Below are 25,385 nucleotides of genomic sequence, written 5' to 3' on the forward strand. Positions count from 1 at the left end.
CGTTCCGGCCCGCTGTCCAGCCTCCTCCCTGTTCCGGATGTTCCGGAACCCGACCGGTACATCGGCAGGGGCGACCCGCGGGCGGATCGGGAAGCAGGGGAACACCAACCGGAACCGGCAGCAGACAGCAGGGCATCTCGGGCTTGTGGACGAGGACCGGGCGCCGGGCATGGCTCCGGATGTCGGCGCACCGCCGTGAACAGCCGTCCGGCGCAGAAGTCGCGCCGGAGAGCCCATCCTTCGCCGCGCGATCATTTGTCTTGAACTGTGAAAGTTTTGCGATCAATTGGTGACTACTCTCCACTGATATTGATCAAGTCCCGTACAGCGGGGCCGATTTCAGGGGGTGGAGAGTGGCTGGGAGAAACCCAGGACTCGTAGGAAGATCGGTCATGGCGTTCGCGCTCGTGGCCGGATTGTCGGCCTTCGCCGGCAGCGCGCATGCGGGTACGACCGAGTGCAAGCTTCCCGAGACGGGGGAACTGGGCGTCGAGCAACTGCCCACCGGATCGTCCGTGATCACGTGCGGCGCGGTCGGACGGGTCGTCGTCCACGACGGTGCCGGTGTGACCGTGCCCGAGCCGGGCATGGCCGTGAGCGTCGACATGCTCACCGTGGACGGCGAGTCACACGGATTCACGCTGGAGGTCGCGGCGGACGGCAAGATCTCCTACCTCCTCGAGGGAGCCACCGCGGACTCCTCCACCGCCGGCCACGACGTGCCCGAGCCGACGACACCCGACCCGGCGTCCGACGTCCCGGCGGAGGCGGACACGGTCACCGACTCCGCGGACTCCTCCACCGAGGCCGAGGTGGCCGACGTGGACGCCGCCGCCTCGCCGTCGGCATGCAGCGACGGTGCGTACAAGACGGACGACCGCAAGGAGTACGGCACCTACAACTGGTACATCGGCGACGGCGGTCTGCCCGCCGGGCTGTCCAAGAACGACGCCATATACGTGTTCATGGACGCCCTCGACAACATCACCGACAGCTACAACAACTGCGGCTACAGCGACTCGGTCGGCGCCAAGGAGAACTACCTGGCCACCACCAGCCGGGAGGCGAGCGTCAACAAGAGCAGCCAGTGCACCGGCCAGGACGGCCTCAGCGTGTGGGACGCCGGCGACATCAAGGACACCGCCGTCGCCACGACCTGTTCGTACACTTGGTCGATGCCGGGGGTGAAGAACGATCTGCGTGAGGCCGACGTCCGTTTCAACACGTACGACAAGGACTTCACGAACAAGCCGACCAGCACTTGCGCGAACAGGTACTTCGACGTCCGCTCCGTCGGTACGCACGAGGCCGGACACATCTTCGGACTCGGTCATGTCGGGGCGGGGCACGAGAACCTCACCATGTACACGGATTCGTTCAGGTGCAAGACGATCGCCAGGACCCTCGGCAAGGGCGAGATCCTGGCGCTGCGCAGTATCTACTAGGCAGCCCCCATGGAGGCGTCGATGAGATGGTCCGGGCGATCCGCGGTTCTGCCAATGATGTTGACGGCGTTGGCCGTGGCGGCTGCGGCGTGCACGACGAGCAGCAGCAGTGACGGCGACGGGGCGGCGTCCTGCGCCTACCGGATCCTGTACCAGGACCGGACGTACGAGGACGTCGCGGACGTGACGTTCAAGGCCGGCGGAAAGCTGGGCACCGCCACCCACCCGGCCTGCGACGACACCGGCGGTCAGGACGAGACCCTGCCGGCGGACACGATGACGGCCTACGAAGTGGACGGCATCCCACCCGAGATGGCCATCGCGGTCGGCGACACGCCTGCGGACGCGCGGCTCGTCGCCGTCTACTCGAACAAGGAACTGCCGCCCGAGGTGCAGAAACTGGTCGACGGATCCTGACACCGGTGCGGGGCGTCACCGCCCCGCACCGGCCCGACCTGCTGTTTCCAGTCGTTCGCCCGGGGATCGTCCCCGGGGTTACTTGACCGCCTTCAGCGCGTTGATGATCCCGGCCCCGTAGAAGCCGTTCAGGCGCTTGCCGCCCACGCAGGTGGCGTCGACGACACCGTCGCCGTTCCCGTCGTACGGGTCGGTCGGGCAACCCGGGTTGTCCGCCTGGGCCTTGAGAAGCGCCTGGAGCTGGGCCGGGGTCGCCTTGGGGTACTTGGACTTCAGCAGCGCGGCCACGGCCGCGGCGTGCGGCGACGCCATCGACGTGCCCTGCAGGAAGCCGTACTGGTTGTTCGGCATCGTGGAGAGGATGCGGCCGTTCTGCGACGGCGTGTCCGGGATCTGGTAGCGGTCGCCGCCCGGCGCCGCGACGTCGATGACACCGTAGCCGTAGGTGGAGAAGTACGACTTGGTGCTGTTGACGCCGGTCGAACTCACCGTGACGACACCCGGCAGCTGGGTCGGGATGTCGAAGCACTCGTGCGGGTCTATCGTGCGCGGCACCGGAGTCGAGTCGTCGGGGCTGGACTCGTCGAGGATGGCGTCCGAGTCGAGGTCGTGGTTGGAGTTGCCCGCTGCGGCGACACTGAGGGTGCCCTTCTTCTGGGCGTACAGCTGGGCCCGGTTCACCGCGTCGACGATCGCCCGCTGGTCGGGGTCGTCCAGGCAGTTGTAGAGCCACGGGTCCACGTAGTAGCTGTTGTTGGTGATCTCGACGCCGTGGTCGGCGGCGAACACGAAGGCGCAGACGACGCTCTCCGGGAAGAAGAGCTGACCGGCGTCCGGCTCGGCCACCGTGATGCCCGCGACCTTCACACCCGGCGCGACGCCCGCCACACCGATGTCGTTGCGGGCCGCGGCGATCTCACCCGCGACATGCGTGCCGTGGTAGTGGTCGGCGTCCACGGGGCGCCAGGCGCCGTACGTCGTGTCCGGCTTGCCGCCCACGCAGTTCGCGGACTGCGAGGCGGAGAAGTTCGGGGCGAGATCCGGGTGGGTGTCGTCGACGCCGGTGTCGATCACGGCGACCGTCACGTTCCTGCTGCCCGGGTTGATCTTCGCGGCCTTGTCGGCGCCGATCGCACGCAGGTCCCACTGGTCGGCCTCGAGGGGCTCCGCGCCCGCCGCGGCGCTCTGCGACAGCTCGGCGGCGTCCGCGGCCGACAGCATCTGCGCCGCGCCTTCCTCCGTGGTCCCCGCGGCGGTCAGCGGCGCCGTCCGCGTCGCACCCGCCGTCTGCACTCCGCGGGCCGCGCGGATCTGCTCGCCGAAGACCGGGTTGGCCGAATGGACGACGATCACACCGATCTTCTCGTACGCGATGACGACGGTGCCGCCGGCCTTGGCGATGGCCTTCTTCACCGACTCGACCGTGCGGTGGTCGGCCTTGGTGTTCACCACGTACGACAGGACCGGGCCGTCCGCGCTCGTCGCGGCGGTCGCCGTGAGCGGGGCGGCCGTGGCGGCACCCGGCAGGAAACCGAGCGAGGCGGTGAGCGACAGGACGACCGGCACCGCGAGGGCGAGGCGGCGTCTGGAACGCAGATGAGCCATGGGATCTCCACATCATCCGGAAAACGAGCGGCCCGAACACGGGTGGTGCCCGGGCAGGTACATGACGGAGTGGTGCAGGCCCGAAGTTATCCCCCGCCCGACCTGGCCAGCAATGACTTCCGGCGACGACTTCCGAAAGAAGTGATCCGAGTTGAACCGGTCCATGCGTGGCGCCGTGACGTTGAGCAGGGAGCACGAGCACGATCGTGCCCCCTGTTGGATCACGCCCGTGGACACCTGACATCGCCGTCCGGCCCACGTGGTCCGCGTAAACGTGAGGTCAGAAACAGCCATGTCCGTGCCCAGTCCGTCCCCGTCCGCGAGTTCCGACTCGCCCCCGTCCACCGTCGTCACCGCACCCGCAACGCGAGGAGACTCCGTGGCTACCGACGCACCGCCCCCCTCGAAGACAGAACCCCACGCCCCCTCCACCCAGGAGTTCATCGAGGTGCAGGAGAGCGCCGAGTTCGGTGAACTGCGCCGCTCCCACCGCTCCTTCGCCTTCCCGCTGACCATCGGCTTCATCGCCTGGTACCTGCTGTACGTCCTGCTCTCGAACTACGCGGGCGACTTCATGGGCACCAAGCTCTTCGGCAACATCAATGTCGCCCTGGTGCTCGGTCTCGCCCAGTTCCTCACCACGTTCCTCATCGCCTGGTGGTACTCGCGGCACGCCGCCGCGAACCTCGACCCCAAGGGCGAAGCCATCAAGTCCCGGATGGAGGGCGGCGAATGAGCCCCCAGTTCGTTCTCGCGGCCGGTGAAGCCAGCGAGCACCGGCCGCTGATCATCTCCCTGTTCGCGGTGTTCGTCGTGGCGACTCTCGTCATCACCGTCTGGGCGGGCCGCCAGACCAAGGACGCGGCCGACTTCTACGCCGGCGGGCGCCAGTTCAGCGCCTTCCAGAACGGGCTCGCCGTCTCCGGCGACTACATGTCCGCCGCGTCCTTCCTCGGCATCGCCGGCGCGATCGCCCTCTTCGGGTACGACGGCTTCCTCTACTCCATCGGCTTCCTCGTCGCCTGGCTGGTGGCGCTGCTCCTGGTCGCCGAACCGCTGCGGAACTCCGGCAAGTACACGATGGGCGACGTGCTCGCGTACCGGATGCGCCAGCGCCCGGTCCGTACGGCGGCAGGCACCTCCACGATCGTCGTCTCGATCTTCTATCTGCTGGCCCAGATGGCGGGCGCCGGCGTCCTGGTCTCGCTGCTGCTCGGCATCACCAGCGACGCGGGCAAGGTCGGCATCGTCGCGCTCGTCGGCCTGCTGATGATCGTGTACGTGACGATCGGCGGCATGAAGGGCACCACCTGGGTCCAGATGGTCAAGGCCGTCCTGCTCATCAGCGGCACCCTGCTCATCACCTTCCTCGTGCTGCTCAAGTTCAACTTCAACATCTCCGACCTGCTCGGCTCGGCGGCCACCAACAGCGGCAAGGGCTCGGCGTTCCTGGAGCCCGGCCTGAAGTACGGCCTCACGACCACCTCGAAGATCGACTTCATCTCGCTGGGCATCGCACTGGTCCTCGGCACCGCCGGTCTGCCGCACATCCTGATCCGCTTCTACACGGTGCCGAACGCCAAGGCCGCGCGGAAGTCCGTGAACTGGGCGATCGGCATCATCGGCGGCTTCTACCTGATGACCATCGCGCTCGGCTTCGGCGCGGCGGCCCTCATCTCGCAGGACGAGATCATCGCCTCCAACAAGGCGGGCAACACGGCGGCCCCGCTGCTCGCGCTGCACCTCGGCGGAGTCGACTCGGCCTGGGGCGCGATCCTGCTGGCCACCATCTCGGCGGTCGCCTTCGCCACCATCCTCGCGGTCGTCGCGGGTCTGACCCTGGCCTCGTCCTCCTCGTTCGCGCACGACATCTACGCGAACGTCATCAAGAAGGGCACGGCCACCGAGAAGGAAGAGGTCAGGGCCGCCCGCTACGCCACGGTCGCCATCGGTGTCGTCTCCATCGGCCTCGGCGCCCTCGCCCGCGACCTGAACGTCGCCGGTCTGGTCGCGCTCGCGTTCGCGGTCGCCGCCTCCGCCAACCTACCGACGATCCTCTACAGCCTCTTCTGGAAGAAGTTCACGACGCAGGGCGCCCTCTGGTCGATCTACGGCGGTCTCACCACGGCCGTCGGCCTGGTGCTGTTCTCGCCGGTGGTCTCGGGCAAGGCCACGTCGATGTTCCCGGACGTCGACTTCCACTGGTTCCCGCTGGAGAACCCGGGCATCATTTCGATCCCGGTCGGCTTCCTGCTGGGCTGGCTCGGCACCATCCTCTCGAAGGAGGAGCCGGACACCGGCAAGTACGCCGAGCTGGAGGTTCGCTCCCTCACCGGTACCGGAGCGCACTGAGTATTTCTTCGGTGACGGCCGCGTCGTAGATCTCTACGACGCGGCCGCGCCGTGTCTCGTGGGATCGGGCCCCTCTCGATGTCAGTCCTGTCACGTAGGCTCGCTGGTGTCTGACAAAAATGAACCGCATCGAGGGGAGGGGGCCCACGTGCTCATCGACACCTACGGCCGAGTGGCCACCGACCTGCGCGTCTCGCTGACCGACAAGTGCAACCTGCGTTGCACGTACTGCATGCCCGAGGAGGGCCTGCAGTGGCTGACCAAGTCCGAGGTGCTCACGGACGACGAGATCGTCCGCCTCATCGGCATAGCGGTCACCGGCCTCGGCATCACGGAGGTCCGCTTCACTGGCGGCGAGCCCCTGCTGCGCCCCGGCCTCGTCGGCATCGTCGAGCGGGTCGCCGCCCTGGAACCCCGCCCCCAGATGTCCCTGACCACCAACGGCATCGGCCTCAAGCGCACGGCCGCGGCCCTGAAGGCGGCGGGCCTGGACCGGGTGAACGTCTCGCTGGACACCCTGCGCCCCGACGCCTTCAAGACCCTCACCCGCCGTGACCGCCACAAGGACGTCATCGACGGCCTCGAAGCCGCCCGCGACGCCGGCCTGACCCCGGTCAAGGTCAACACGGTCCTGATGCCGGGCCTCAATGAGAACGAGGCCCCGGACCTGCTGGCCTGGGCCGTCGAGCACGACTACGAACTGCGGTTCATCGAGCAGATGCCCCTGGACGCCCAGCACGGCTGGAAGCGCGAGGGCATGGTCACCGCCGGTGACATCCTCACCTCGCTGCGCACCCGCTTCGAGCTCACCGAGGAAGGTAGCGCCGAACGTGGCTCCGCCCCCGCCGAGCGCTGGCTCGTCGACGGCGGCCCGCATCGCGTCGGCGTGATCGCCTCGGTCACCCGCCCGTTCTGCTCGGCCTGCGACCGTACGCGCCTCACGGCCGACGGCCAGGTCCGCACCTGCCTGTTCGCCAGGGAGGAGACCGACCTGCGTGCCGCCCTGCGCTCGGACGCTCCCGACGAGGAGATCGCCCGCATATGGCGGCTCGCGATGTGGGGCAAGAAGGCGGGCTCCGGCCTGGACGATCCGTCGTTCCTCCAGCCGGAGCGGCCGATGTCGGCGATCGGCGGCTAGCGGACTTCGTCCGACTCCCACTCCGCCAAGGGCACCACGTCCTTCAGGAAGCCGCGTACACCAAGGAACTTGGAGAGGTGCTCGCGGTGGTCCTCGCACGCGAGCCACGTCTTGCGGCGCTCCGGAGTGTGCAGCTTCGGGTTGTTCCACGCGAGCACCCACTCCGCATCGGCGCGGCAGGCCTTGGCCGAGCACTGGGGAGTGGAGGGGGAGTCATCGGGGAAGAACGGGAAGGTCACGCCTCCACCCTAGACGGCGCCGGAACGGCACCGGAAACAGCTCCCAAAAAGGCGACGCCGAGCAGCCACGGGGGGAGCTGCCCGGCGTCGGTCCGTCGCTCCGACGGGGGATGCGGAGCGCGTACGAAGTATGTCATGGGGGACCCGGTGCCTGGCACCGGAACAACATGATTGATCTGAGCTTTTCTTGAGCTTGGCGCCCGCTTGGATTCCGTTTTCGGCGGATCCTCCATGGTCGGCCCGGGGGTGGCGAAGGGCCGGGACGGGGTCAGCTCGGGTCGTGCGGTTCGGCCCGCAGCCGCGCCCCGGGGTCGGCCGCGACGTCCTCCGGCACGGGGTCCGCGAAACCCTCCTGCCTCGGCGGCGCGATCATCGGACGGGTGGGGGCGGCGACGAAAGTAGAGGGCAGCGACGGCACGTTCTCGCGGCCCGCGTTGGCGATCACCACGGAGATGTACGGCAGGAGTACGCCCAGTACGAGGGCGACAAAAGCGACATGGCGCTCGACGTTCCAGAGAGTGGCGGCGAGGATCACGGCGACCGTGCGGACGGACATCGAGATGACATAGCGGCGCTGCCTGCCCCGTACGTCCTCGTCGAGCCCCTGCCTGGCCCCGGTGATCCGGAAGACCTGGCCGTTGCTCCGCTTCCGCAGCACTTTCCACCACCCGCCTGTGTCGGACTCTCCCCGGCCCGTGCCCGGTCCGAACGCGGTCAGGGAAGCAGGCCCGAACACGCTCCACGTTACGCCGTGGCTGCGTCGTCTTCGAGACCGGGGCCGGTTCCCACGGGCCGGACTTCCTGCGTCGTACCGCGTATGGCTCCGCCCGACATGCGCCGTATGGAGGACAGACCGAGACTGAGCGTACTGCTCACGTAGAGCCGTACTAGGAGGCAGACATGGGCTGGTTGTGGGCGATCATCGTCGGGTTTGTGCTGGGCCTGCTGGCCAAGGCCATTCTTCCGGGCAAGCAGCACAGCCCTCTCTGGCTGACCACTGTCTTCGGCATCATCGGCGCCATCGTCGGCAACGCGATCGCCCGGGGCATCGGGATCGACGAGACGCGCGGCATCGACTGGGGCCGGCACGGGCTGCAGCTGGCGGCCGCGGTCGTCATCGTCTTCCTGGGAGACATGGCCTACATGGCAGTACGGGGCAACAAGCAGAAAGCCTGAGCCTGCGTACGTACGGCGAAGGGGCGGACCCGTCACGGGCCCGCCCCTTCGCCGTACGTACGCAGGACCTCAGCCCCCCGTGACCTCCACCGCCGCCAGGTTCTTCTTGCCCCGGCGCAGCACCAGCCAGCGCCCGTGCAGCAGGTCCTCCTTGGCGGGGACCGCGTCCTCGGCGGGGACCTTCGCGTTGTTCACGTACGCGCCGCCCTCCTTGACCGTGCGGCGCGCGGCCGACTTGCTGGCCACCAGGCCGACCTCCGCGAAGAGGTCCACCACGGGAGCGAGCTCGGCGACCTGGACGTGCGGCACCTCGGAGAGGGCCGCGGCCAGTGTCCTCTCGTCGAGCTCGGCCAGCTCGCCCTGACCGAAGAGGGCCTTGGACGCGGCGGTCACGGCGGCCGTCTGGTCGGCGCCGTGCACCAGAGTCGTCAGCTCCTCGGCGAGCGCGCGCTGTGCGGCGCGGGCCTGGGGGCGCTCCTCGGTCTGCTTCTCCAGCTCCTCGATCTCCTCGTGGGACCTGAAGCTGAAGATGCGCAGGAACTTGGAGACATCCCGGTCGTCCGCGTTCAGCCAGAACTGGTAGAACGCGTACGGCGTGGTCATCTCGGCGTCCAGCCAGATCGTGCCGGACTCCGTCTTGCCGAACTTGGTGCCGTCCGCCTTGGTGATCAGCGGGGTGCCCAGCGCGTGCACCACGGCCTCCGGATCGACCCGGTGGATCAGGTCGGTGCCCGAGGTGAGGTTGCCCCACTGGTCGCTGCCGCCGGTCTGCAGCGTGCAGCCGTGCCTCCGGAACAGCTCCAGGAAGTCCATCCCCTGCAGGATCTGGTAGCTGAACTCCGTGTAGTTGATGCCCGCGTCGGAGTTGAGCCGCCGGGAGACGGCCTCCTTCGCGATCATCTTGTTGACCCGGAAGTGCTTGCCGATGTCCCGGAGGAACTCGATGGCCGACAGGCCCTGGGTCCAGTCCAGGTTGTTGACCATCACCGCGGCGTTCGGACCCTCGAAGTCCAGCAGCGGTGCGATCTGCGCGCGCAGCCGCCCCACCCACTCGGCGACGACCTCGGGGGAGTTCAGCGTGCGCTCGGAGTTCGGCTTCGGGTCGCCGATCAGGCCGGTGGCGCCGCCGACCAGGCCCAGCGGGCGGTTGCCTGCCTGCTGGATCCGGCGCATCGTGAGGATCTGCACGAGGTTGCCGAGATGCAGGCTGGGCGCGGTCGGGTCGAAGCCGCAATAGAACGTGACGGGACCGTCCGCGAACGCCTTGCGCAATGCGTCCTCGTCAGTGGAGAGGGCGATCAGCCCCCGCCACTGCAGTTCGTCGACGATGTCCGTCACGGTTCTCTTATCTCCTTGGAAGGTCCGGTCGAGCTCGTACGAGGTTATACGCCCTGACTGACAGAGCTCATATTGAAGTCCGGGATGCGGAGCGCGGGCATCGCAGCTCGAGTGAACCAATCGCTCCACTCGCGCGGCAAAGTCTTTTCGGTCCGCCCCGCCTCCGTCGCCCGCCCCAGCAGGTCCACCGGCGACTCGTTGAACCGGAAGTTGTTGACCTCACCGACGACCTGGCCGTTCTCGACCAGATAGACGCCGTCCCGGGTCAGCCCGGTCAGCAGCAGGGTCGCCGGGTCGACCTCGCGGATGTACCAGAGGCAGGTCAGCAGCAGACCGCGCTCGGTGGCGGCGACCATCTCCTCCAGGGAGCGGTCGTCGCCGCCGTCCAGGATCAGGTTGCCGATCGACGGCGCCACCGGGAGCTTGGTCAGCCCCGCGCTGTGCCGGGTGGTCGAGAGATGGGCCAGCGTGCCCTCGCGGATCCAGTCCGTCGCGGAGAGCGGCAGTCCGTTGTCGAACACGGACGCGTCGTCGCCGGAGGAGTGCGCGAGGACGAAGGGGGCGCATTCCAGGCCGGGTTCGTTCGGGTCGCTGCGCAGCGTGAGCGGCAGCTCGGTGAGCTTCTCGCCGACGCGGGTGCCGCCGCCGGGCTTGCTGAACACCGTCCGGCCCTCGGCCGCGTCCCGGGCCGCCGCCGACCACAGCTGGTAGATCAGCAGGTCCGCGACGGCGGTCGGCGGCAGCAGCGTCTCGTAGCGCCCCGCCGGCAGGTCGACGCGCCGCTCCGCCCAGCCGAGCCGTACGGCCAGCTCGGCGTCCAGCGCTGCCGGATCGACGTCCTTGAAGTCCCTGGTCGACCGTCCCGCCCAGGCCGAACGCGTACGGTCCGGCGACTTGGCGTTGAGCTCCAGCGTCCCCTTGGGCTGGTCGTGCCGCAGACGCAGCCCCGTCGACGTACCGAGGTAGCTGGTCACGAGCTCGTGGTTGGCGAACCCGTACAGCTCGCGGCCACCCGCCCGCGCGCGGGCGAACGATTCACCCAGCGCCGGCGCGAAGTCCGCGAACACGGCGGACGAGGTCTCACCGGGCGCGTCCGTGAAGTCGGGGGACTCCGCCACGCCCGAGACGAGCGGCTGGGCGTCCTCGGCCGGACCGGCGCCGCGCGCCGCCGCCTCCGCGGCCCGCACCAGGGGCTCCAGCTCATCGGCGGTCACGGCCGAGCGTGAGACGACGCCGGACGCCGTGCCCTCGCGGCCGTCGACGGTGGCGATGACGGTGAGCGTGCGCCCGCGCGTGACCCCGTTCGTGGTCAGCGCGTTGCCCGCCCAGCGCAGGTTCGCGGTCGACTCCTCGTCGGCGATCACCACGCAGCCGTCGGCGCGGGAGAGTTCGAGGGCGCGCTCGACAACCTCGTGCGGCTTGTTCGTACGAGACGTCGTGCTCATCGACCGGCCTCCTGCGTGGTGTTCAGAATGTTGACGCCCTTGAAGAGGGCCGACGGGCAGCCGTGCGAGACCGCCGCGACCTGACCCGGCTGGGCCTTGCCGCAGTTGAAGGCGCCGCCCAGGACGTACGTCTGCGGGCCGCCCACTGCGGCCATCGAGCCCCAGAAGTCGGTGGTCGTCGCCTGGTACGCGACATCGCGCAGCTGGCCGGTGATCCGGCCGTTCTCGATCCTGAAGAACCGCTGCCCGGTGAACTGGAAGTTGTAGCGCTGCATGTCGATGCTCCAGGACCGGTCACCGACGACGTACACGCCCCGGTCCACACTCCCGATCAGATCCTCGGTCGAGAGCCCCGCGGGATCCGGCTGGAGCGACACGTTCGCCATGCGCTGCACGGGCACATGGCCGGGGGAGTCGGCGTACGCGCACCCGTTGGAGCGGTCGAACCCGGTGAGCTTCGCGATGCGCCGGTCGAGCTGATAGCCGACGAGGGTCCCGTCCTTCACCAGATCCCAGGACTGGCCCGCCACCCCCTCGTCGTCGTACCCGATGGTCGCGAGCCCGTGCTCGGCGGTCCGGTCACCGGTGACGTTCATCAGCTCGGAGCCGTACCGCAGCTTGCCCAGCTGGTCGAAGGTGGCGAAGGAGGTCCCGGCGTACGCCGCTTCGTAGCCGAGCGCCCGGTCCAGCTCGGTGGCGTGCCCGATGGACTCGTGGATGGTCAGCCACAGGTTGGACGGGTCGACGACGAGGTCGTACAGCCCCGCCTCCACGCTCGGCGCGCGCATCTTCTCGGCGAGCAGCTCCGGGATCTGTTCCAGCTCGGACTCCCAGTCCCAGCCGGTGCCCGTCAGGTACTCCCAGCCACGCCCGACCGGCGGCGCGATGGTCCGCATCGAGTCGAACTCGCCGCTGGACTCGTCGACGGCGACGGCGTTCAGCTGCGGGTGCAGCCGTACGCGCTGCTGTGTGGTCACGGTCCCGGCGGTGTCGGCGTAGAACTTGTTCTCGTGCACGGTCAGCAGCGAGGCGTCGACATGGCTCACGCCGTCGGCCGCGAGCAGCCGCGCGCTCCACTCCGCGAGCAGTCCGGCCTTCTCCTCGGCCGGTACGGAGAAGGGGTCGATCTCGTACGAGGAGATCCACGTCTTCTCGGCGTGCACCGGCTCACCCGCCAGCTCGACCCGCTCGTCGGACCCGGCCGCCTTGATCACCTGGGCCGACAGCTTCGCCATCGCCACGGCCTGAGACGCGACCTTCGCGGCCGCGTCCATCGTCAGATCGACCCCGGACGCGAACCCCCAGGTCCCGCCGTGCACCACCCGCACCGCGTACCCGAGGTCCGTAGTGTCCGAGGACCCGGCGGGCTTGGCGTCCCGCAGCCGCCACGCCGCGCTGCGCACCCGCTCGAACCGGAAGTCGGCGTGATCGGCGCCCAGGGCACGGGCCCGCGCGAGCGCGGCATCGGCCAGGGCGCGCAGCGGTAGTGCCGTGAAGGCTTCGTCGATGGAATGAGGCACGGAGGTCTCCCTGCTGTCGTGGCCTGTCGGACCGATCATGTCGCGCGGGCGGGCCCGGAGGCCACGCCTTTCCGCTGCCGGCCGCGCCTTTCGGTCGGCCGACGCCTCTTTCGGTCCGCGGACCGAGCCTCTCGCCCTGCGGACTATCGATTTCGGTCTGCGAACCACGGCTTTCTGTAGGGATCCGACAGTGAGTCCCCTACGCCACTGTCGGTGCCCGATTCTTCGCGAGCCGGACAGGACCGATAGGTTTTCGAGTAAGGCGCCTGTCCTGCAGGGGTTCCAGACCGTTATCGAAAGGGTGATCCGTTGAGCCGCTCGGTTCTCGTCACCGGAGGCAACCGGGGCATCGGCCTCGCCATCGCCCGCGCGTTCGCCGAGGGCGGCGACAAGGTCGCGATCACATACCGCTCCGGTGAGCCGCCGACCGCGCTCACCGAATTGGGCTGCCTCGCCGTCAAGTGCGACATCACCGACACCGAGCAGGTGGAGCAGGCCTACAAGGAGATCGAGGCCGAGCACGGTCCGGTCGAGGTCCTGATCGCCAACGCCGGCGTCACCAAGGACCAGCTCCTGATGCGCATGTCCGAGGAGGACTTCACGTCCGTCCTCGACACCAACCTCACGGGCACCTTCCGCGTCGTGAAGCGCGCCAACCGCGGCATGCTGCGCGCCAAGAAGGGCCGTGTCGTCCTGATCTCGTCGGTCGTCGGTCTGATGGGCGGTCCCGGCCAGTCGAACTACGCCGCCTCCAAGGCCGCCCTGGTCGGGTTCGCGCGCTCGCTCGCCCGTGAACTGGGCTCGCGCAACATCACCTTCAACGTCGTCGCGCCCGGCTTCGTCGACACCGACATGACCAAGGCGCTCACCGACGACCAGCGTGAGGCCATCATGAAGCAGGTGCCGCTGGGCCGTTACGCGCAGCCCGAGGAAGTGGCCGCGACGGTGCGGTTCCTGGCCTCGGACGACGCCTCGTACATCACTGGAGCCGTCATTCCCGTAGACGGCGGATTGGGCATGGGTCACTGATCACCATGAGCGGAATTCTCGAGGGCAAGCGCGTCCTGATCTCCGGTGTGCTGATGGAGTCCTCCATCGCCTTCCACACCGCCAAGCTGGCCCAGGAGCAGGGCGCCGAGATCATCCTGACCGCGTTCCCGCGGCCCACGCTGACCGAGCGCATCGCCAAGAAGCTTCCCAAGCCCACCAAGGTCATCGAGCTCGACGTCAGCAACGACGAGCACCTCGCCCGCCTGGCCGACCTGGTCGGCGAGGAGCTGGGCGGCCTCGACGGCGTCGTGCACTCCATCGGCTTCGCCCCGCAGGACGCTCTCGGCGGCAACTTCCTCAACACCCCGTTCGAGTCGGTCGCCACCGCCATGCACGTCTCCGCCTTCTCCCTGAAGTCGCTGACCATGGCCTGCCTGCCGCTGATGCAGAACGGCGGCTCCGTCGTCGGCCTCACCTTCGACGCGCAGTACGCCTGGCCGCAGTACGACTGGATGGGCCCGGCCAAGGCCGCCCTGGAGGCCACCAGCCGCTACATGGCGCGTGACCTGGGCAAGCAGAACATCCGCTGCAACCTGATCTCCGCGGGCCCCATCGGCTCCATGGCCGCCAAGTCCATCCCGGGCTTCGGCGAGCTGGCCGCCGTGTGGGACTCCCGTGCTCCCCTGGAGTGGGACCTCAAGGATCCGGAGCCGGCCGGAAAGGGCGTCGTCGCGCTGCTGAGCGACTGGTTCCCGAAGACCACCGGCGAGATCATCCACGTGGACGGCGGTCTGCACGCCATCGGTGCGTGATCTCTCGTAGTTCTCCTACGAGGCCGAATTTCTCGTACGAGGCCGACGCCCCGTTTCCCGCAGCGCGCGGGGAGCGGGGCGTCACCCGTTAGGCCTATTTGACGGGCATCCGGGACGACGCACCGCGCACGCTGGGAGGACGCACCGCCCCGCAGCCGTACGGCCGAGGAGGTCCCCTTGTGCGCCTTTCCCGCCATGTCGCCCCGCTGCTCGCCGCTGTCGCTCTCGTGACGGCTCTGCCGTCCGACGCCGTGCCGCACGCGCGCGTGGGAGTGGGATCCGAGAATCCGGCCGTGCCACAGCCGTTCGGCGCCGAGTGCCGCACCACGGTCACCGGCTCGCACGCCGTCGCGTACTGCCACAACCCCTACGTGGACACCGATCGCGTACGCCTGCACATCGAGTGCGACCGTTGGTGGGACATCGACAGCGACGGCGCCCCGGTCGGCGCGGGGCCCGCTGAGACCGTACGGCTGACCGGCCGGTGCTGGAAGGAGATCCGGTCGGCCTGGGTCAGCCACCAGAAGTGACGTCCGGGTCCTTCGGGTCGAGCCGTCCCGGGCGGCACAGGAACGGATAGCCCCCGGCCTCCGTGGCGGCCGTTTCCGCGTCGCCCGTGCGGATCGCGTCCACGAGCCTGGCGTGGTCCATGTACGTCTCCGGCGTCAGCTCCTCGCCGACGTCCTCGCGCAGCCAGTCGCGCAGCACCTCGCCCAGGTCCGCGTACATCGCCGACATGACGTCGTTGTGGGACGCGGCCACCACCGCCAGATGGAAGGTCGCGTCGGCGGTCACGAAAGCCTCCGCGTCGCCCGACTCCCAGGCCTCCTCACGGCGTACGAGCAGGCTGTCCAGTTGCTTGAGATCGCGCTCGGTGCGCCGCTCGGCGGCCAGCTTCGCTGCGCTCGACTCCAGCGTGGAGCGCAGCTCGGCGATGTGCCGCGGATCGGCGTCCGCGAAGCGGCGGTGCATCACGCCCGCCAGCTCGCTCGTCGCCACGACGTAGGTGCCGGACCCCTGACGGATGTCGAGCAGCCCGTTGTGCGCGAGCGCGCGGACGGCCTCGCGGACCGTGTTGCGGGCGACGCCCAGCTGTTCGACCAGCTCCGGCTCGGTGGGGATGCGGGAGCCCACCGGCCACTCGCCCGAGGTGATCTGGTTCCGCAGCTCGGCGATGACCTGCTCGGACAGCGCCGAACGGCGTGGGTGGCTCAGCGGCATGACGGTCCTTCGTGCGGGGCCGGAGGCTCCGGAGACTAGCGCAAGGGGATTGGACAACCAATCATCCCATGATTCTATGATGGGGAACATGGCAAGCGAGGAGACCCGGACGATGACGTCCACACCCATACGCAGCTCCGCAGGCACGGAGACGGAGAGCGAGAGCGAAACGCCCGCCACGCGCGCGTGGATGACGCGGCTGGTGGTCGTCGGCATCGTCCTCACGGCCGTCAACCTCCGCCCCGCGATCACGAGCCTCGGCGCCCTCCTGGAAGAGGTGCGCGACGGGCTCGGCATGAGCGGCAGCGTCGCCGGGCTGCTCACCTCCGTACCGCCGCTCTGCTTCGCGGTCTTCGGGGTCATGGCCCCGCGGCTCGCCCGCCGTTTCGGGCCCGGCGCCGTCGTCTGCGCGGGCATGGCCGCCATCGCGGCGGGCCTGGCGATCCGGCCGTACGCCGGGAACACGGCCGGCTTCCTGGCCGCCACCGCGCTCGCGCTCATGGGCATCGCCGTCAGCAACGTCCTGATGCCGGTGATCGTCAAGAGCTGGTTCCCGGAGCGGGTCGGCTCCATGACGGGCCTGTACTCGATGGCCCTCGCGCTCGGCACCTCGGCCGCGGCGGCGGTGACCGTGCCCATGACCGACGCCCTGGGCGGCAGTTGGCGGTCCGGGCTCGTGGTGTGGGCGGGGCTGGCGGCGGTGGCCGTACTGCCGTGGACGGTGCTCGCGCGCGTGCGGGGGGCGGGAGCCGAGAGCGGAGGCGCCGGTTCCGCCCCGCAGAGGCATTCCGCGGGGTCCTCCGTGGGCACCGGCTCCGTCCCGCACGAGCCCGACGCGCTGCGGATCACCCGGAGCCGTACCGCCTGGGCGCTCGCCGTGTTCTTCGGACTTCAGGCCACCGCGGCGTACATCACGATGGGCTGGATGGCGCAGATCTTCCGCGACGCGGGAGTCCCGGCGGGCACCGCGGGCCTGCTTCTCGCCGTCACAATGGTGATGGGCGTGCCGCTGGCCTTCGTCATCCCGCGCCTCGCCACACGCCTGCCCCACCAGGGGCCGATCGTTGTCGCGCTCGGCGTCTGCGGTCTCGCCGGATACGCGGGCCTCTACCTCGCGCCGGCGGGCGGCGCCTGGGCCTGGGCCCTGCTGCTCGGCGTCTCCAACTGCGCCTTCCCGCTGGCCCTCACGATGGTCGGCATGCGGGCCAGGACCGGCGCGGGCGTGGCCAAGCTCTCGGCCTTCGCGCAGAGCGCCGGCTATCTGCTCTCCATCCCGGGACCGCTCCTCGTGGGCGTGCTCTACCAGCACAGCGGCGGCTGGGGGCTGCCCCTCGCGCTCATGGCCGGGCTGATGATCCCGCAGATCGCGGTGGGCATCCTCGCGGGCCGCAACCGCACGGTGGAGGACGAGGCCGCGCGCCGATCCCGTGCATGAGGGTCTGATTCCGTCCGAGAGGTTGCGACCCAGAGGTTGCGACCCCACCCGTGAGGGTGGGGGCGAAGGGTGCGAGACTGGGCGTATGCCAGTGCTCGATCCGAACCCCCCGAACGGCCAGAAGAAGATGCTGCTCGTCTTCGGCGCGTTCCTTGCCATCACCGTGATCATCGGCATCATCGCGACGATCGCCTCACCCTGACCGCCGCGCCGTCACTGCGTCCGGTGAGGTCTTCGAGAGGCCCGCTCGGCGGCCATGGTGGTGCTAGCCCCACCATCCCCTAGGGGGTGAGTGTCAGGGTCAAGTGGGTGGATCACCGGATGGGTTGAGGGCTCCGGAGTCCGTAACTTCGAGTTGTGGCCGCGAGGACGCGGCCCACGGAGACTCGAAGACCCACGGAGGCGGCATGTCGGCCCCTACGCACATCCCGCCCCACCCGGCGACCAAGGGCCGCGTCGACATCCGGCTGCCCTGGTGGGCCCTCGCGCTGCCGACCCTCGCCTTCGTCACCCTGCTGCTCCTGATCCTCAATCCGGTGGACGCCCACGCGGCGGGCGGCGCCCCCGCGATCACCGACGTCTTCGAGCACGTCCAGCGGACGGTGCTGCACACGGCACCGTGATCCGCCAGGTGCCAGGCGCCAGGCACCGTGAGCCCTCCGCGCGACACACCGTGCTCCGCCGCCCAGCAGGCGCCGTAAGCGCCCCGCCCCGGCGTCCCCAACCGCCCCGCACCCCCGCCCCAGGAGCCCCCATGGCCCCTCCCGGGTGAGCGAGTCAACTCCCTGCGCCCCATGGCGTGTTTCATGCGAAGCTGGGACGTATGAGCGTCGCAGAACCCCGCAGGATTGTCCTCTTCCGGCATGCGAAAGCCGACTGGCCACAGGTGTCCGACCACGAGCGGCCGCTCGCCGACCGGGGCCGCACGGACGCAGCCATCGCCGGACGCAGGCTGGCCGACACCGGCATCCCCTTCGATCTGGCCCTCTGCTCCACCGCGGCCCGGACCCGCGAGACCTGGAAGCTCGCCGTCCATGAGCTCCCGCACCGGCCGAAAACGGTCTATGAGGAGCGGCTCTACGAGGCCTCGCCCGGCGAGCTGATCGCCGTGCTCAACGAAACCCCCGACGACGCGCAGGACGTGGTCCTGATCGGCCACAACCCAGGCGTGCAGGGCCTCGCCGACATCCTGGCCGGACAGGCCGAGGGCGAAGCCCGCACCCGGATGAACGGCCGCGGTTTCCCCGCCGCCGCATTCGCGGTGCTCTCCTTCGACGGCTCCTGGAAATCCCTGGAGCCCGGAGTGGCCACGCTGATCGACTACTGGGCGCCGAGCGAGTAACCCGACCTAGCCAAGAGACGGGGGCCCGGCACCACCACGGTGCCGGGCCCCCGTCGCGAGCAGCCTGAGCTCAGCAGCTCACCGGTTCAGTGGTCGTCCAGATGCATGTCCGCCGCCTCGACCTCTTCGCGCGTGACGCCCAGCAGATACAGCACGGTGTCCAGGAAGGGGAAATTCACGGCGGTGTGCGCGGCCTCGCGTACGACCGGCTTGGCGTTGAAGGCGACACCGAGACCGGCCGCGTTGAGCATGTCGAGGTCATTGGCGCCGTCGCCGATCGCCACCGTCTGGGCGAGCGGCACACCCGCCTCGGCGGCGAACCGGCGCAGGAGTCGCGCCTTGCCCGCGCGGTCCACGATCTCGCCCGTGACCCTGCCGGTCAGCTTCCCGTCGGCGATCTCCAGGGTGTTGGCCTGAGCGAAGTCCAGCCCGAGCCGCTCCTTGAGGTCATCGGTGACCTGAGTGAACCCGCCGGAGACGACGCCGACTTGGAAGCCGAGCCGCTTCAGAGTACGGATCAGCGTGCGCGCGCCCGGCGTCAGCCGTACCTCCTCGCGCACCTTCTTCACCACCGAGGCGTCCAGGCCCTTCAGGAGCGCCACGCGCGCGTGCAGCGACTGCTCGAAGTCCAGCTCACCGCGCATCGCGGCCGCCGTCACCTCGGCGACCTCCTTCTCGCACCCGGCGTGCGCGGCGAAGAGCTCGATCACCTCGTCCTGGATGAGCGTCGAGTCCACATCCATGACGACCAGGCGCTGCGCCCTGCGGTGCAGCCCGGCCGCGACCACCGCGACATCGACGCCGAGCCCCGCGGCCTCGGGGGCCAGCGCGGTGCGCAGCGTCGCGGTCTCCGTACCGGACACGGCGAACTCGACCGCCGTCACGGGGTACTTGGCGAGCCGGAAGATCCGGTCGATGTTGCCGCCGGTCTTCGTGATCCGCGCGGCGATCGCGGCCGTCGACTCCGCCGTGAGCGGATGCCCGAGCACGGTGACGAGCGAGCGCCCGAGCCCGCGCGGCCGGTTGTCGCCGTGGCCGGAGATGATCTCCGCCTGCATCTTTATCGACTCCGCCCAGCTGTGGACGGTCGCCCGCAGATCACCTTCGAGCCCGCCGGGCGGCTCGGTCACGAGCGCGCACAGCACCATCCGGCCACGGGTGACGACCTGCTCGATGTCGACCACGTCGACGGAGTAGGCGGCGAGGGTGTCGAAGAGGCCGGCGGTGATTCCCGGCCGGTCCTTGCCGAAGATCTTGACGAGAAGTGTGGGGACATCAGAGGTCTGCGATGCGCTCATGGTGGTATCCACCGTATCGGGCACCCTGTGCCTTCCGCCCCTGAGGTCCGCCCTGCGGACAGGAAACACTGGGTGTCCGATTCGTAGCGTGGGCATGTCCCGGCAGCGACGGCCACTCCGGACGGCAGCCGCTGCACTGACCGGTCGCGCCGGACGACGCTCAGTCCCGGCGCCGAGAACTCCCCGGTGGCGGCGGCCCCTCCTCGGGCGGGGGCGGCGGCGGAGGAGGCGTGCTCCGCGACCGCGGTCGCCGCTTCGACGGGGCGGGTGGCGGCGTATACGGCCCGATCACCGTCGGCGCGCCGTAGACGTCGGGCGGCCGCGCCCGCTCGGCCCGCCGGCCGTCCCCGGGTTCCCGCAACTCGTCCGGGATCCGCAGATACGGATTGGTGTCGGGGTTCGGTGCCCGGTGCGGCGTACTCGGGCTGTACGGTCCCGGCTGCCGGGGGAGTTCCGCGGCCCCCTGAGCGACCGGAGCCGTGACGTCACCCCGTGCCAGCGGCGCCGCCCGGTGCCCAGCGGCCCCGCTCGCGTACGCCAGCAGCGCCCCCGCCGCCCCCGCGCCCGCACCCCACAGGGCGCCGAGCAGCAGCGCCATGCCCAGCTGCCCGTGCAGCTCGATCCCCGCGCCGAACGCGTCGAAGCCGAGCACCGACAGCGAGGCGTCCACGGACACCTCCGTCAGCCACGCCAGCAGCGGCAGTGCCAGTGCCGTCACCACCCCGAGCCGAAGAGCGCAGCGCCCTGCGAAGCCGAGGGCACTCTGCCCCCGTACATCTGTGGCACCCGGCGCTCCCGCAACGGCGGCATCCCGCGCCCGTACAAATGGCGTACGCGCGGCGGCCAGTACGCCCGCGAACAACATCATCATCGCGGCCGCGACCCCCAACAGCCAGACCCGTCCGTCCAGTTCGGCGAGACGGCCCAGGGTGACGGGCTGGTCGGAGCTGATGCTGAGCAGTTCGTCGATGGGATCCGGCAGCAGCTTGGCGAGTTCGCCCGTGGCCTGGCCGTCCACCGGTACGAGGAGGCCGATCGGGATGCCGAGCCACACCCCGTTGGGTGCGCCGAGCAGGGCCGCGCCCGCGATCCGCTTGGGGTTGTCGTCGCTGATCGCCGCGTACCCCGCCGCCGCGAACCCGGCCAGGACCGCCACCAGCAACACCGTGACCAGCGCGGACGCGGCCGGCCTGACCACCCGGTGCACGGCCTCCCAGCCGCGCGGCAGAGGCGTACGCCGAGAGGCCAGCAGCGCGATCACCAGGATCCCGGCCGCCCAGGCCGCACCGCCGAGGAGTGTCGGCACGGTGTCGACGGTGAAGCCCACGGCCGCCTTCGCGTCCACGAGGCCGCCGATCTGGTCGGGCAGCAGCCCTCCGATGTCCCCGATGTCCCCGAGCCCGCCGGGAAGCTGGTCCGTGATGTCGCCGAGGCCCCCGCCGCCCGTCACCTCGTCGAGCCCGAGCCGGCTCCCGTCGATGGTGATGATGTCGTGCCCCGCCCAGGCGAGCCCGCCCAGCATCGCCACGAAGAGGACGACCACCGAGCCCGCGCGCGCGAGGAGTTCGGACGGCGCGATCACAACTCCCGCTCCGCGCAGGGAACGTAAGAAGAACCACGACAGCAGGAGCGCGCCCACGAGGCCCACACCCAGTGGCGTGATCTGTATGGCCGTGGTCGCCTCCGCCCCTTTCAGGCCGAAGGCCGACACATCGCCGGACGGCGTGACCGAACCACCCGCCCCAAGCGCCACAACCGCAGCGGTCATCGGCCCCAGCGAGCCCGCCGCGTCCGCGCCGAGCAGATGCAGGCCGAGCGCGGCCGTGCCCGCCATCCCGATCAACGCCCAGCTCACGGCGGCCACCGCGGACAGCAGTACGTCTCCCCACGGCACCCGCCCACCGTGCTCACTGGTCTCGATGCTCATCATCAGCCCCCCCGATCCGCGCCGCGGCGAACCACCGCGCATGTCCCCCTCGCGTGGGATTACCACTCTCCGGGCCGGTTTCAACCCCGTCAACGGAAACGGGCAACCCGCCCGTACGCACCCTTCACAAGGCCCGACTTTCGGTCAGGGGGCTCCAACTGAAATAGTTCCCCACGATGTTCGACATCCCTAGACTCCCTGTGATGGGGCAACTTCGGGGGACAACTCAGTGGGGCATGGAGTGCCGGAACTCGTACTGGAATTGAATGGAAGGACCTGGACGCTCGACGCGTCCAGGCCATACACCCTCGGACGTGATCCGCAGGGGGACATCGTGCTCGACGACGCCAGGGTTTCCTGGCGGCACGGGACGATCAGTTGGGACGGCCGCAGTTGGGTCATCGAGGACCACGGCAGCACCAACGGCACATTCGTGCAGGGGCAGCGGATCCACCAGATGGAGATCGGCCCCGGCTCGGCCGTACACCTCGGTAACGCGACCGACGGACCGCGCCTGAAACTGTCCGGCACCGCGGCCGCCGTCGCGCAGCCGCAGCAGCCGTTCGCGGCGCAGGGCGCGAGCCCCGGCTGGGCTCAGCAGCCGCCGCAGCAGCAGGCTCCGGAGCAGGGCTGGCAGCGGCCGCAGCAGGGCGCGAACATCCCGCAGCAGCAGGGACCCGGTGGAGGCGCGGGGGCGCCGCCGGTCTACGGCGACCGCAGCCCGACCACGTTCCACCAGTTCTCGCTCGGCCGTGTGATGCGCATCGGCCGCGCCCTGGAGAACGAGCTGGTCGTCTCGGACCTGCAGGTCTCGCGCCACCACGCCGAGTTCCACGCGACGCCCGACGGCCGCTGCGAGATCCGCGACCTCGGCTCGCACAACGGCACGTACGTCAACGGTATGCCGATCGCCAAGGGCGGCTCGGCGCTGCTCGGCCCGAACGACATCGTGGGCGTCGGCCACTCGACGTTCCGCCTCGTCGGCGACAGCCTCGAGGAGTTCGTCGACACCGGTGAGGTCTCCTTCTCGGCCCGCCACCTGACGGTCACCGTCGACGGCGGCAAGCAGATCCTCAAGGACGTCTCCTTCGGCGTACCCGAGAAGTCGCTCGTCGCGGTCATCGGCCCCTCGGGCTCCGGCAAGTCGACGCTCCTGAAGGCGCTCACGGGCTACCGCCCTGCCAACGAAGGTGACGTCCTCTACGACAACAGGAACCTGTACAAGCAGTTCGCCGAGCTGCGCCAGCGCATCGGTCTGGTCCCGCAGGACGACATCCTGCACAAGGAACTGACCGTCAAGAAGGCACTCAAGTACGCGGCCAAGCTCCGCTTCCCCGCCGACACCACGGCGCAGGAGCGCGACGCCCGCATAGACGAGGTGCTGCGCGAGCTGAAGCTGGACATCCACAAGGAGAAGAAGGTCACCTCCCTCTCCGGTGGCCAGCGCAAGCGTGTCTCCGTGGCCCTGGAGCTGCTCACCAAGCCGTCGCTGATCTTCCTGGACGAGCCGACCTCCGGCCTCGACCCGGGCATGGACCGCGACGTCATGCAGCTGCTGCGCGGCCTCGCCGACGACGGCCGTACGGTCCTCGTCGTCACGCACTCCGTGGCCGAGCTGGCGATCTGCGACAAGCTCCTGGTGATGGCCCCTGGCGGTGCGGTGGCGTACTTCGGTCCGCCCGAGGAGGCCCTCAACTTCTTCGGCTACGAGACCTGGGCCGACGTCTTCTCCTCCTTCGAGAACTACCGCGAGTACGACTGGGCGGGCCGCTGGAAGGGCTCGCAGCACTTCCAGATGTACGCCGCGGACATCGACGCCGTCGCCGCGCAGTCGGTGCACATGCCGCCGCCGCAGGCGATGCGCCCGCCGAAGCCGCAGGGCTGGCTGTCCCAGCTGTCCACGCTGATCAGGCGCTATGTGTCGGTGATCGTGTCGGACAAGGGTTTCCTCGGCCTGATGGTGATCCTGCCCGCCGTCCTCGGCGTCGTGAGCGTGCTCATCCCGGCTGATTTCGGTCTCGCCCTCGGCCCGAAGAACGGAAATCCGCCGTTCTCGAACCGGGACGGCAGCACGATCCTGCTGATCCTCGCGGTGGGCGCCTGCTTCTCCGGCGCGGCCAACTCGGTGCGCGAGCTGATCAAGGAACGGGTGATCTACGAACGGGAGCGGGCGACCGGCCTGTCCCGCTCGGCGTATTTGATGTCCAAGGTCATCGTGCTCGGCGTGATCACCGCCCTGCAGGGCGCCATCATGGGTGCCATCGGCCTGTTCTCGCTCGGCGACAAGCTGCCGAAGGAGGGCCTGCTGCTGAAGAACTCGCCCGCCCTCGAACTCACCCTTCCGATCATGGCGCTCGGCTTCACCGCGATGATGTTCGGCCTGATCATCTCGGCGCTCGTGAAGACAGCCGAGAAGACCATGCCGCTGCTGGTGATGTTCGCGATTGTCCAGGTCGTCTTCACCGGCTGCCTCTTCCAGCTGTACGACAAGGTCGGCGTCGAGCAGCTCGCCTGGTTGATGCCCGCGCGCTGGGCGGTCGCCGCGGCGGGTACGACGGCGGATCTGAACGTCCTGCTGCCCTGGGAGCCCGGCAAGGGCGACCCGCTGTGGGAACACGAGTTGAGTCAGTGGTTCATCGACATGGGTGTGCTGATCGGAATCGGCGTGATCTGCGGTTTCGTGGTCGCACGCCTGCTGCGCCGCCACGAGCCCGAGGTCATGCGCAAGTAAGCGCGCGGACACGACTGAAGGGCGGCACCCCGGCTGGGGTGCCGCCCTTCGGCGTACGTGTCAGAGCTCCGCGCCCGGCCTCAGTACGCGCTGTTGACGTTGTCGATCGAGCCGTACTTGTCGGCCGCGTAGTTGGCTGCGGCGGTGATGTTGGCGACCGGGTCGTACTGGCTCCAGGCCGTGCCGGCGACGTGGTACGCGTCGAAGGTCGGCTTGATGACCTGCAGCAGACCGATCGACGGGGTGCCGTTCTGGGCGTTGACGTCCCAGCCGTTGATGGCGTTGGGGTTGCCCGTCGACTCCCGCATGATGTTGCGGTACAGACCGTCGTACGTACCCGGGATGCCGTTCTTCGCCATGATGGCGAGGGACTCGCGGATCCAGCCGTCGAGGTTGTTGGCGTACGTCTTCACAGCGACGGTCTCGACCTCGAGGCGCGCGGTGGAGCGGCTCGCGGCCTGCTCCTTCGCGCGCGCTTCGGCGGCCTTCTTCTTGGCGGCGGCCTCGGCGGCAGCCTTCTTCTTGGCCGCTGCCTCAGCTGCCTTCTTCTTGGCGGCGTCGGCGGCGGCCTTCTTCGCCGCGATGTCCTGGGCCTTCAGGTCCGCGCCGGCCAGCTGGTCGGTGACGCTGGCCTTCACGTCCTGGATCTGCTGCTCGCTGTAGGCGACCTTCGCCGAGGAGACGGCGTCGGTCGTGGTGGTCCCCGCGTTGCCCGGCACCAGGGAGAAGGCGAGGGCGGCGGCACCGAGGGTCGCGACACCGGCGATCGAAAGCTTGTGGGTCTTGGTCAGCTTGGGACTATGACCAGGAGTGGTGGTGTTCTTGGGCATGACTGATGGACCTCTTCGAATAGCGCGGAGGTCGCTCCCGGTCCGGTGGGGACAGAGTGTTTCCGGAACAAGCGCCGCGGGGTGGAAACCCGCGGCGCTGAGCGACGGTGGCCATTCTTAGCGG

24 protein-coding genes are annotated in these 25,385 nt (G+C 69.4%); 14 read left to right on the forward strand and 10 right to left on the reverse strand.

Annotated elements, in window-relative coordinates:
• Positions 1–392: 392 nt before the first annotated feature.
• Complete coding sequence (locus tag OG266_RS34970; protein ID WP_371550616.1) at positions 393–1,445, forward strand: peptidase M10; 1,053 nt, start codon at positions 393–395, stop codon at positions 1,443–1,445.
• A gap of 75 nt (positions 1,446–1,520) precedes the next feature.
• Entirely contained in the window at positions 1,521–1,862 is a 342-nt protein-coding gene (locus OG266_RS34975; protein WP_371553070.1) for a DUF6281 family protein, read from the forward strand.
• A 78-nt stretch (positions 1,863–1,940) separates the two neighbouring features.
• Here the strand turns inward: OG266_RS34975 and OG266_RS34980 are convergent, their stop codons facing one another.
• Positions 1,941–3,467, reverse strand: a complete 1,527-nt coding sequence (locus OG266_RS34980; protein ID WP_371550618.1) for a S8 family serine peptidase — start codon at positions 3,465–3,467, stop codon at positions 1,941–1,943.
• A 379-nt stretch (positions 3,468–3,846) separates the two neighbouring features.
• Between OG266_RS34980 and OG266_RS34985 the strand changes: the two genes are divergently transcribed.
• From OG266_RS34985 to moaA, 3 genes are all read left to right on the forward strand, one after another.
• Entirely contained in the window at positions 3,847–4,203 is a 357-nt protein-coding gene (locus tag OG266_RS34985; protein ID WP_266466317.1) for a DUF485 domain-containing protein, read from the forward strand.
• On the forward strand, positions 4,200–5,819 hold the full coding sequence (locus tag OG266_RS34990) for a cation acetate symporter (protein ID WP_266466320.1): 1,620 nt from the start codon (positions 4,200–4,202) through the stop codon (positions 5,817–5,819). Before OG266_RS34985 ends, OG266_RS34990 begins: the two co-directional genes overlap by 4 nt.
• Positions 5,820–5,967: 148 nt before the next feature.
• Positions 5,968–6,957: a GTP 3',8-cyclase MoaA gene (gene moaA, locus OG266_RS34995; protein ID WP_371550621.1), complete on the forward strand. Its 990-nt coding sequence runs from the start codon at positions 5,968–5,970 to the stop codon at positions 6,955–6,957.
• Here the strand turns inward: moaA and OG266_RS35000 are convergent.
• Positions 6,954–7,196, reverse strand: coding sequence for a hypothetical protein (locus OG266_RS35000; protein WP_266466325.1), 243 nt, complete (start codon positions 7,194–7,196; stop codon positions 6,954–6,956). The two genes, moaA and OG266_RS35000, sit on opposite strands and share 4 nt — an antisense overlap.
• Before the next feature lie 268 nt (positions 7,197–7,464).
• The gene (locus OG266_RS35005) at positions 7,465–7,851 is read right to left on the reverse strand and encodes a DUF3099 domain-containing protein (protein WP_371553072.1); all 387 of its coding nucleotides are present in this window, start codon (positions 7,849–7,851) and stop codon (positions 7,465–7,467) included.
• A 245-nt stretch (positions 7,852–8,096) separates the two neighbouring features.
• Between OG266_RS35005 and OG266_RS35010 the strand changes: the two genes are divergently transcribed.
• Positions 8,097–8,372, forward strand: a complete 276-nt coding sequence (locus OG266_RS35010; RefSeq protein WP_266466328.1) for a GlsB/YeaQ/YmgE family stress response membrane protein — start codon at positions 8,097–8,099, stop codon at positions 8,370–8,372.
• 69 nt (positions 8,373–8,441) lie between these two features.
• Here the strand turns inward: OG266_RS35010 and tyrS are convergent, their stop codons facing one another.
• The 3 genes from tyrS to OG266_RS35025 are packed head-to-tail and all read right to left on the reverse strand — an operon-like array spanning position 8,442 to position 12,675.
• Entirely contained in the window at positions 8,442–9,710 is a 1,269-nt protein-coding gene (gene tyrS, locus OG266_RS35015; protein WP_371550624.1) for a tyrosine--tRNA ligase, read from the reverse strand.
• Positions 9,711–9,754: 44 nt separating this feature from the next.
• Complete coding sequence (locus OG266_RS35020; RefSeq protein WP_371550626.1) at positions 9,755–11,155, reverse strand: metallopeptidase TldD-related protein; 1,401 nt, start codon at positions 11,153–11,155, stop codon at positions 9,755–9,757.
• Entirely contained in the window at positions 11,152–12,675 is a 1,524-nt protein-coding gene (locus tag OG266_RS35025) for a TldD/PmbA family protein (RefSeq protein WP_266466339.1), read from the reverse strand. Before OG266_RS35025 ends, OG266_RS35020 begins: the two co-directional genes overlap by 4 nt.
• 309 nt (positions 12,676–12,984) lie before the next feature.
• Here OG266_RS35025 and fabG point away from each other — a divergent pair, with 309 nt between their 5' ends.
• The 3 genes from fabG to OG266_RS35040 all read left to right on the forward strand — a co-directional run bounded on the left by fabG (position 12,985) and on the right by OG266_RS35040 (position 15,007).
• A complete protein-coding gene (fabG, locus tag OG266_RS35030; RefSeq protein ID WP_266466342.1) occupies positions 12,985–13,704 on the forward strand; it encodes a 3-oxoacyl-[acyl-carrier-protein] reductase in 720 nt (239 codons plus the stop codon).
• Positions 13,705–13,709: 5 nt separating this feature from the next.
• A complete protein-coding gene (fabI, locus tag OG266_RS35035) occupies positions 13,710–14,477 on the forward strand; it encodes an enoyl-ACP reductase FabI (protein WP_326724029.1) in 768 nt (255 codons plus the stop codon).
• A 179-nt stretch (positions 14,478–14,656) separates the two neighbouring features.
• Positions 14,657–15,007, forward strand: coding sequence for a hypothetical protein (locus tag OG266_RS35040; protein ID WP_371550629.1), 351 nt, complete (start codon positions 14,657–14,659; stop codon positions 15,005–15,007).
• Here the strand turns inward: OG266_RS35040 and OG266_RS35045 are convergent.
• The gene (locus OG266_RS35045) at positions 14,991–15,698 is read right to left on the reverse strand and encodes a FadR/GntR family transcriptional regulator (RefSeq protein ID WP_371550631.1); all 708 of its coding nucleotides are present in this window, start codon (positions 15,696–15,698) and stop codon (positions 14,991–14,993) included. The genes OG266_RS35040 and OG266_RS35045 overlap by 17 nt on opposite strands.
• A gap of 76 nt (positions 15,699–15,774) precedes the next feature.
• Here OG266_RS35045 and OG266_RS35050 point away from each other — a divergent pair, with 76 nt between their 5' ends.
• The 4 genes from OG266_RS35050 to OG266_RS35065 all read left to right on the forward strand — a co-directional run bounded on the left by OG266_RS35050 (position 15,775) and on the right by OG266_RS35065 (position 18,475).
• Entirely contained in the window at positions 15,775–17,133 is a 1,359-nt protein-coding gene (locus tag OG266_RS35050; RefSeq protein ID WP_371550633.1) for a CynX/NimT family MFS transporter, read from the forward strand.
• Between the two features lie 85 nt (positions 17,134–17,218).
• Positions 17,219–17,335, forward strand: a complete 117-nt coding sequence (locus tag OG266_RS35055; protein ID WP_266466357.1) for an SGM_5486 family transporter-associated protein — start codon at positions 17,219–17,221, stop codon at positions 17,333–17,335.
• Positions 17,336–17,540: 205 nt separating this feature from the next.
• A complete protein-coding gene (locus OG266_RS35060) occupies positions 17,541–17,756 on the forward strand; it encodes a hypothetical protein (protein WP_266466360.1) in 216 nt (71 codons plus the stop codon).
• A 200-nt stretch (positions 17,757–17,956) separates the two neighbouring features.
• Entirely contained in the window at positions 17,957–18,475 is a 519-nt protein-coding gene (locus tag OG266_RS35065) for a histidine phosphatase family protein (RefSeq protein ID WP_266466362.1), read from the forward strand.
• Between the two features lie 86 nt (positions 18,476–18,561).
• On the opposite strand, the gene serB is transcribed toward OG266_RS35065, so the two are convergent.
• Together serB and OG266_RS35075 are read right to left on the reverse strand one after the other, a co-directional pair.
• Positions 18,562–19,773, reverse strand: a complete 1,212-nt coding sequence (serB, locus tag OG266_RS35070) for a phosphoserine phosphatase SerB (RefSeq protein WP_266466365.1) — start codon at positions 19,771–19,773, stop codon at positions 18,562–18,564.
• A gap of 160 nt (positions 19,774–19,933) precedes the next feature.
• Complete coding sequence (locus OG266_RS35075) at positions 19,934–21,700, reverse strand: streptophobe family protein (RefSeq protein ID WP_371553074.1); 1,767 nt, start codon at positions 21,698–21,700, stop codon at positions 19,934–19,936.
• Between the two features lie 241 nt (positions 21,701–21,941).
• Here OG266_RS35075 and OG266_RS35080 point away from each other — a divergent pair, with 241 nt between their 5' ends.
• Positions 21,942–24,431, forward strand: a complete 2,490-nt coding sequence (locus OG266_RS35080; protein ID WP_266466367.1) for an FHA domain-containing protein — start codon at positions 21,942–21,944, stop codon at positions 24,429–24,431.
• Positions 24,432–24,511: 80 nt separating this feature from the next.
• Here OG266_RS35080 and OG266_RS35085 read toward each other — a convergent pair whose 3' ends face one another.
• The gene (locus OG266_RS35085; RefSeq protein WP_371550637.1) at positions 24,512–25,261 is read right to left on the reverse strand and encodes a transglycosylase SLT domain-containing protein; all 750 of its coding nucleotides are present in this window, start codon (positions 25,259–25,261) and stop codon (positions 24,512–24,514) included.
• Positions 25,262–25,385: the final 124 nt, after the last annotated feature.

The organism is Streptomyces sp. NBC_00554 (assembly GCF_041431135.1).
Taxonomy (GTDB): Bacteria; Actinomycetota; Actinomycetes; order Streptomycetales; family Streptomycetaceae; genus Streptomyces.

Coding starts and splice junctions, on each gene's coding strand:
- OG266_RS35050 (WP_371550633.1), top strand. CDS start 15,775: ATGATGGGGAACATGGCAAGCGAGGAGACCCGGACGATGACGTCCACA.
- OG266_RS35020 (WP_371550626.1), bottom strand. CDS start 11,155: ATGAGCACGACGTCTCGTACGAACAAGCCGCACGAGGTTGTCGAGCGC.
- OG266_RS34980 (WP_371550618.1), bottom strand. CDS start 3,467: ATGGCTCATCTGCGTTCCAGACGCCGCCTCGCCCTCGCGGTGCCGGTC.
- fabI (WP_326724029.1), top strand. CDS start 13,710: ATGAGCGGAATTCTCGAGGGCAAGCGCGTCCTGATCTCCGGTGTGCTG.
- serB (WP_266466365.1), bottom strand. CDS start 19,773: ATGAGCGCATCGCAGACCTCTGATGTCCCCACACTTCTCGTCAAGATC.
- OG266_RS35060 (WP_266466360.1), top strand. CDS start 17,541: ATGTCGGCCCCTACGCACATCCCGCCCCACCCGGCGACCAAGGGCCGC.
- OG266_RS34970 (WP_371550616.1), top strand. CDS start 393: ATGGCGTTCGCGCTCGTGGCCGGATTGTCGGCCTTCGCCGGCAGCGCG.
- OG266_RS34990 (WP_266466320.1), top strand. CDS start 4,200: ATGAGCCCCCAGTTCGTTCTCGCGGCCGGTGAAGCCAGCGAGCACCGG.
- OG266_RS35065 (WP_266466362.1), top strand. CDS start 17,957: ATGAGCGTCGCAGAACCCCGCAGGATTGTCCTCTTCCGGCATGCGAAA.
- OG266_RS35045 (WP_371550631.1), bottom strand. CDS start 15,698: ATGCCGCTGAGCCACCCACGCCGTTCGGCGCTGTCCGAGCAGGTCATC.
- OG266_RS35075 (WP_371553074.1), bottom strand. CDS start 21,700: ATGAGCATCGAGACCAGTGAGCACGGTGGGCGGGTGCCGTGGGGAGAC.
- OG266_RS35055 (WP_266466357.1), top strand. CDS start 17,219: ATGCCAGTGCTCGATCCGAACCCCCCGAACGGCCAGAAGAAGATGCTG.
- OG266_RS35010 (WP_266466328.1), top strand. CDS start 8,097: ATGGGCTGGTTGTGGGCGATCATCGTCGGGTTTGTGCTGGGCCTGCTG.
- OG266_RS35085 (WP_371550637.1), bottom strand. CDS start 25,261: ATGCCCAAGAACACCACCACTCCTGGTCATAGTCCCAAGCTGACCAAG.